We start from the raw sequence: 255 nt of genomic DNA on the forward strand, positions 1-255 counted from the left end.
TTAGGTACAACCCCCAGAGCGGCTGATGCATCTCTTCCTCGCTTAAACTGCTTGCCGTCGCCTAACCAATGGAGCAAGCTAAACGAGTTAATCGGCCCAACTGCAGGTATCGCAATTAACTTCTGGCATACCTTCTCTGATTTAACCTTTTGTTGTAACTTCTGGTTATACCAATCAAGTTCAGACTTTGTCGCCTGAAACTGCTGATATCGCCTGAATAGTATTTCTCTGAACTCAGGTGTTAAACCATTTTCA

1 pseudogene is annotated in these 255 nt (G+C 43.9%); it reads right to left on the reverse strand.

The window, feature by feature from the left end:
* Positions 1–255 (reverse strand): annotated as a pseudogene (locus ACSLUK_RS20090) (IS110 family transposase); the annotation flags it as partial.

This window comes from Thalassotalea fusca (genome assembly GCF_053485835.1).